The following is a 6,800-nucleotide window of genomic DNA, read 5'->3' on the forward strand; positions in this document are numbered from 1 at the left end:
ATTTTACTGCGCGATGGTTTTCACCGACACGCCGCGTTCAACCGGGGTGGAGCGACCGTAGATATCTTCGAACCGCTCGATATCGTCTTCGCCCAGGTAGCTGCCCGATTGCACTTCGATGATCTCCAGCGGGATCTTGCCCGGGTTGCGCAGGCGGTGCACCGAGGCGATCGGGATGTAGGTCGACTGGTTTTCGCAGAGCAGGAACACGTTGTCATCGCAGGTCACTTCGGCGGTGCCGCTGACCACGATCCAGTGTTCGGCGCGGTGGTGGTGCATCTGCAGCGACAGGCATGCGCCCGGTTTCACCGAGATGTGCTTGACCTGGAAGCGCCCGCCCATGTCCACCGAGTCGTACGAGCCCCACGGACGATAGACTTCGCAGTGGTTCTGGGTTTCGCTGCGACCCTGTTCGTTGAGGGTTGCGACCATCTGTTTGACGCCCTGAACCTTGTCCTTGTGGGCGATCATCATCGCGTCCTTGGTTTCGACCACGACGATGTTTTCCAGGCCGATCACCGACACCAGTTTGCCATTGCCGTGGATCATGCAGTTCTTGCTGTCCTGAATCACCACGTCGCCCTTGCTGACGTTGCCGTTGGCGTCTTTCTCGTTGACTTCCCACAGCGACGACCAGCAACCGACATCGCTCCAGCCGGCGGTCAGCGGCACCACGCAGGCACGCTGGGTTTTTTCCATCACCGAGTAGTCGATGGAGTTGTCCGGGCAGCAGGCAAAGGTGGCTTCGTCGAAGGTGATGGTGTCCGGATCCTGAACGCTGCGCTCCAGGGTCAGCAGGCAGGTGTCGTAGATGTCCGGATCGTGCTTTTTCAGCTCTTCGAGGAAGCGGCTGGCACGGAACAGGAACATGCCGCTGTTCCAGTAGTAGCCACCGGATTCGACGTACTCGGTGGCGCGTTTGACATCGGGTTTTTCGACGAAGTGCGAAACGCGGCTGACGCCTTCGGGCAGCAGCGAATCGGCAGTGGACTTGATGTAGCCGTAACCGGTTTCCGGTTTGGTCGCCGGCACGCCGAACAGCACCATTTCGCCGTTTTCGGCGGCGACGGTGGCCAGCGCCAGGGCGCGTTGCAGGGCTTTCTGATCATCGAGAACGTGGTCGGCCGGCAGCACCAGCATCAATTCGTCGCGACCTTCATTGACCAGCATCATCGCGGTCAGCGCCACCGCTGGCGCGGTGTTGCGGCCGAATGGCTCCATCAGGATGCGCTGGGTTTCCAGATTGCGAGCGGCCAACTGCTCGTTGACGATAAAGCGGTGATCCTTGTTGCAGACCACGATCGGCGTATCCATGCCCTCGAACACCAGGCGTTCGAGGGTTTGCTGGAACAGCGTGTGTTCGCCGGTCAGGGCGAGGAATTGCTTAGGGAATTGTTTGCGCGAAAGCGGCCACAGACGCGAACCGCTACCACCTGACAAGATCACCGGAATCATGTTGTTACTCCATAAAAATCAATTGGGTTAGAGGCACGAACGATGTGTCGTTTCACTCTTGTTTTTGTCTCGTATCCGAGCTGACAACCCGATCATTGTGGGAGCGAGCTTGCTCGCGAAGGCGGCGTATCAGTCGACACATCTGTTGAATGTCAGACCGCTTTCGCGAGCAAGCTCGCTCCCACAGGGGATATGCGTCAGTCAGGAAAAATTGTTAGCGCGTCGACACCGGGCGTTTCACCCAGACTGGCGACAGGCTGCTACCGGAACCCGTGACGTACAGCACTGCTGCCTCACCGCGTTCCAGCGCGACCGGTTTCACGTCGCCGACTTTCTTGTCGCCTTCATACAGCGCCAGGCTGACTTTCACCGGGTTGATTTCACGTTCGCCACGGCCCTTGGCCGCTACGTTCGGCACCACATCGGTCTTGCCGTCGGCGGTCTTCAGGGTCAGCGGCTTGTCGCTGAGGTTCTGCACGCGCACCAGGGATTTCTGCTTGTTCTTGAACGGCGGTTCTTCGATCAGTTGCGGCGCGCCGGACGCGTTGTTGACCAGGGTGTAGTAGTGGTCACCGGCGAGTTTTACCGGCAGGGTCTGGCTGCCGATTTTGGCGCTGTAGTCACCGCCCGGCATGAAGCTGAAATCGCTGCTGGCCAGTGGCGCAACGTCGCTCAGATTAGTGCTGCCGACAGTCGCGCTGACTTCAGCGTTGCTGGCGTTGTAGACCCGCACGAAGGTCGAGCCTTTCGGTGCGGTCGGGCCGTACAGCGCGGCGTCGCCACCGGCAAAGGCAGGGACGGAAAGCACGCTGAGGCCAGCAACCAGTGCGAAGCTTTTAGCGAGACGACGAGGAGTAGTAGTGAAAGTCATGGTGTACCTCTCTTTCAGTTTTGCGCCCGATCGGGCGTCTCGGATTTAGTGTTGATAGCTACGTTTTGTTGGCGAGCACCGGCTTGTTTGAGCTCTGCGACCCACTGCGGGTCGGCGTCGCCGATTTCGTTGTTCACAGGCAGATAACGTTCAGGAAACTCCCAGATCAGCACCTGTGGCGGGCTGTTCTTGAAGTCATCGCTTTTCAGGTAGCTGAGCATCGGCAGGATCGGGCCGTGGCCGTCTTCGGCGTAGCTCACCACGTCGCTGTGCAGCGCTTGTTTCAGCGCACCGACGAAGTTCCAGTTGGGGTTGGCGCTGTAACTGGTGCCGACCAGTGCCACCGGCACCTCATTGCTGGCGAACAGCGCGTCGTCACCGGCAGGTTGCTCGGCGGCCACGGTGTTGCGCTTTTGCAGCGGCTCTTGCGCCGGCATCAGGTTTTCGAACAGCGGATCGAGCGGCAGGAACAAGCGCAGATCGCCCTTGTGCGTGACCTTCTCCGCTGGCGTGGTAACGAAACGCTGCGGCTCGCCGCTGAGCGGGAACTTGTCGGCGATGGTTTTCGCCAGAGTGTTGGCGGCAATCTCGGCGCCTTCCGGCGTCCAGTGGGTGTCGGTGCGCAGGAACACTTGCTGACCATTGTGCTTGGCCTGTTGCAGTGGCTTGAGCAGGTCAGGAGCAAGGATCTTGTCCGCCGCGACGCGGTGGTGGAAATCCTCATAAAGGTTTTCGTGAATGCTCGCCGGTTTCACTTCACCCAGATGCTCCGGGTACAGACGAACCTTGGCCGGCACGATCGCCATCACCAGTTTCACGCCTTTGGCCTTGAGGGTCTGGCGCACGCCTTCGACCAGCGCGTAGTTGCCTTGCAGGTTCAGCTCTTCGTTGACGATCGGGTTGAATTCCTCGTCGCTGTACAACCACTGATCGCGACCGAGCACCACGCCCGGACGACCCTCGTTGAACAGTTTGAAATCCAGCGCGGCCCAGAGGTTGGTGCCCAGACGCTTGATCGGAAACTGGTCGTCGTAGTGGGTTTCCACAGCCTTGGTCCAGCGGCCGTTGAGCACCGTCGCATCGGCGTTGGTGCTGAAACCGAAGAAGCTGCGAACCGACCACAGACCGAGGACCAACAAGGTCACCAGGAACAGGGCGATGTAGAAGATGCGTAATGAGCGGGTCATGTCAGATCCCTCAGAACTGGAAGTAAAGGAACGGCGAGAAGCTTTGCGCCGAAAGTTTGAGAATCGAAGCGATGAACAGCAGCAGGATCAGCCCGCGCATCACGTAGCGCGACCAGTCCGCCGTCCAGTAAGCCGGTTGCACCTGGGCTTCGACGCCGACGGTGTAGCCGGGCTCATGGATGCTCGCCGGGTTTTCGCCAGGGGCGGCTTTGATTATTCCTGGCGTGGCGGTGGCAGGGCCGTTGGCCTCGACGTTGACTTCAGGTTTGCTCTTGGCCGGCGGCTGGTTGGTGTACAGGTCACGCAGGCCGAAAAACGCCAGCGTCACGTATGCAACAACGAGGGTTGCCACTTGCAGACCGGTGAGGCTCGCGCGGTTGAGTTCCGACAGCGACCAGTCGCCGAAGCTGAACATCGCGCCGTACATGCGCCCGGCAACGTGCAGGTTCTCGGCACGGAAGATCACCCAGCCCATCACCACCAGCAGGAAGGTCAGCGCCCAGCGGATCGGGTTGAGGCTGCGTGGCGAGGTGTTCAGGCCCAGCGCTTTTTCAATCGCCAGCCACATGCCGTGCCAGGCGCCCCAGACGATGTAGGTGATGTTCGCGCCGTGCCACAGACCACCGAGGAGCATGGTCAGGAACAGGTTGCGATAGGTCATCAGCGTGCCTTTACGGTTGCCGCCGAGGGTGATGTACAGGTAGTCACGCAGCCAGGTCGACAGGCTGATGTGCCAGCGGCGCCAGAACTCGGTGATCGACTGGCTGATGTACGGCTGCTTGAAGTTTTCCATGAAGCGGAAACCCATCATCAGGCCCAGGCCGATGGCCATGTCGCTGTAACCGGAGAAGTCGAAATACAGCTGCGCGGTGTACGCCAGCGCGCCGAGCCAGGCATCACCGGTGGTCGGGTTTTGCAGGGCGAAGCAGTGGTCGGCGACCACGGCGAGGGTGTCGGCAATGAACACCTTCTTGATGAAACCCTGCATGAACCGCGTGCAGCCCTCGGAGAACTTGTCGAGGGTGTGGGTGCGGTTGTTGAACTGGTCGGCGAGGTCGCGGAAACGCAGGACCGGGCCGGCAATCAGGTGCGGGAAGATCGCCACGAACGCCGCGAAGTCGATCAGGTTGCGGGTGGCCGGGGTGTCGCCGCGATACACGTCGATGATGTAGCTGATCGACTCGAAGATGTAGAACGAAATACCGATCGGCAACAGCACGTGCGTGAGGATGAACGGCTCAAGACCGACCGACGTCATCATCGCGTTGATGCTGTCGACGCCGAAGTTGGCGTACTTGAAGTAGCCGAGGATGCACAGGTCGACCGCGACGCCGAGCAGCAACCAGCGTTGTGCTGGTTTAGTGCGCACGCCGGCGGCACCGACTTTCAGGCCGATCCAGTAGTTCCACAGGGTGACGCCGGCGAACAGCGCCAGGAAGTCCACCCGCCACCACGCGTAGAACACGTAGCTGGCAATCAGCAGCAACAGGTTGCGATAGCGTTGCCCGCTCAAGTAGTACAAGCCGAGAAAGATCGGCAAGAACAGAAACAGGAACACGTTGGATGAAAATACCATCCCGATCTCTCCATGTTTGAACCAACAGTCAAGGGCCAAAGCCCCCCCAAACCCCCCGTGGTAGTGGAGGGGTGAAACGGTGTTGCTGTCAGGGTTGTGCAGGGCCTTGAAAGCTCCCTCACCCCCCGCCCTCTCCCGGAGGGAGAGGGAGCCTGATCTCCATGGTTTTCAAAAATGGAGATCGACCCGGTATTTCTGTGCAGCCTGATCTCGTTTTTTCAAAGCCTGAGATCGACTCGGTATTTCCTTGCAGCCTGATCGCGATTGTTTTTCAACTGAGATCGACTCGATATTTCAGGTCGGCGGATTTCTCAAAAGCACCTCGGTCAGTCCCCTCTCCCTTTGGGAGAGGGTTAGGGTGAGGGGCTTTTGCTTCATGAACCCTTGTTGCCCTTTTCATGCGAAGGGTCGTAGACCTTGGTCAGGTCGCCACCCAGGCGGAAGGTCTTGAACGGTTGCATGCCGTGCTTCTTCTCGATCACATCCGGCGGGCAGGTGTAGAGGGTGCAGAACGGTTCGAGCCAGGCAAATTTCATGTCCTCTTTCAGATCGGTCATGTCCTGCTCTTTGCCGTTCTTCTTCTCGAATTCGTCCGGGTCTTTCACCCCGGCCAGCACCCGGTCACCCAGACGTTTCAGCGCGCTGTTGTTTTCCTGACGCAGATCGACACCGTTGACCTGGGCGAAACTGGCGATCATTGCCAGCGGCGGCAGGGCGTAGTTGTGATAGGCGAGGGCGCGTTGCTGGCGCTTGAGTTCGTTCGGCAGGAAGCCGTCGGCGTCGACTTGATTGACCCCGACCTTGTATTCCTTCACCGCCCAGTCGAACAGGTCGCGACGGTTGGTGGCGACGGCGGTGGCCATCACCGACCACGCGGCCCAGTACGAGTGGTTGTTGGTTTTTTCCAGCGGCAGGTTGTCCCAGTCGCTGACCACCTGATCGGCCATTTTGCTGAACCACGCCTCGATCAACTGCGCTTCCTGCTGATGCTGCGCCAGCGGATGCGAGTCAGAGAACTTCAGGCGAATGTACGAAGAGGCCATGCTGCCCAGCGCCCATTTGCGCATCGACTTGCCGGTGTGGTTGAAGTCTTTCGACATCAACGCATCGGCCTTGGCCCACGCGGTCAGCCAGTTCAGCGTGCAATCGAGCTGCTCCGGGCGACCGTCGCGCATGAACTGCATCACCCGTTTGGCGGTGCCGCGTTCCAGCGTGGTGATGTCTTTGGTGGTGTCACGGAAGGCTTTTTCCGACTGCACGTTCAGTGTCGCGCGGGACTTGTCCGAACCTTCGTATTTGCTGCGAAATTGCAGCGGACCGGTGTACGGCGCGGGCATCGCGTCACAGCCTTCGCTCTTGTCGCCGGTCTTGAATTTATCCACAGGCGCGAAGTAGCCCTGCGGCGGACGCAGTGGCGCGGCGGCCTGAGTGGCCCCGGCGAACATCGCCAGGGTCAGCAGGGATGGTGCAAGCAAGTGTTTGATCGTTCGATTTCGCATAGCAGACCTCATTGCCCGACCTGAGCGGTTTGTTGCCCAGCGCCCGGGAATACGTTGCGTTTGCAGATTTTCGCTTCGACTTTTTGTGGCGCGGTGCCCGCTTCCGGGCCCTGGACTTCGACGGCCAGCAGGTTTTGCGAGGCCCAGTCTTCGTCCGTGCGCAGCTCAAAGGCGAAACGACCGTCGGTGTCGGAAGTTTCCGGTTTCTCGAT

At 59.8% G+C, this 6,800-nt stretch carries 6 protein-coding genes; all 6 read right to left on the minus strand.

Going from position 1 to position 6,800, the window contains the following annotated elements; genetic code table 11:
• Nucleotides 1-3 precede the first annotated feature (3 nt).
• Nucleotides 4-1,455, minus strand: coding sequence for a mannose-1-phosphate guanylyltransferase/mannose-6-phosphate isomerase (locus DBR24_RS11610; RefSeq protein WP_123464825.1), 1,452 nt, complete (start codon nucleotides 1,453-1,455; stop codon nucleotides 4-6).
• A 214-nt stretch (nucleotides 1,456-1,669) separates the two neighbouring features.
• A complete protein-coding gene (locus DBR24_RS11615) occupies nucleotides 1,670-2,326 on the minus strand; it encodes an alginate O-acetyltransferase AlgF (protein WP_123464827.1) in 657 nt (218 codons plus the stop codon).
• A gap of 14 nt (nucleotides 2,327-2,340) precedes the next feature.
• Nucleotides 2,341-3,513 (minus strand): alginate O-acetyltransferase, encoded by a 1,173-nt coding sequence (locus DBR24_RS11620; RefSeq protein WP_128614810.1) that lies wholly within the window; start codon nucleotides 3,511-3,513, stop codon nucleotides 2,341-2,343.
• A gap of 10 nt (nucleotides 3,514-3,523) precedes the next feature.
• Nucleotides 3,524-5,089 (minus strand): MBOAT family protein, encoded by a 1,566-nt coding sequence (locus tag DBR24_RS11625; protein WP_128614811.1) that lies wholly within the window; start codon nucleotides 5,087-5,089, stop codon nucleotides 3,524-3,526.
• A 374-nt stretch (nucleotides 5,090-5,463) separates the two neighbouring features.
• Nucleotides 5,464-6,588, minus strand: a complete 1,125-nt coding sequence (locus tag DBR24_RS11630; protein WP_128614812.1) for a mannuronate-specific alginate lyase — start codon at nucleotides 6,586-6,588, stop codon at nucleotides 5,464-5,466.
• A gap of 8 nt (nucleotides 6,589-6,596) precedes the next feature.
• A partial coding sequence (locus DBR24_RS31995) for an alginate biosynthesis protein AlgX (protein ID WP_305888935.1) occupies nucleotides 6,597-6,800 on the minus strand: 204 nt, incomplete at its 5' end.

Origin of the sequence: Pseudomonas sp. HMWF006 (assembly GCF_003061205.1) — a bacterium.
Taxonomy (GTDB): Bacteria; Pseudomonadota; Gammaproteobacteria; order Pseudomonadales; family Pseudomonadaceae; genus Aquipseudomonas; species Aquipseudomonas monsensis.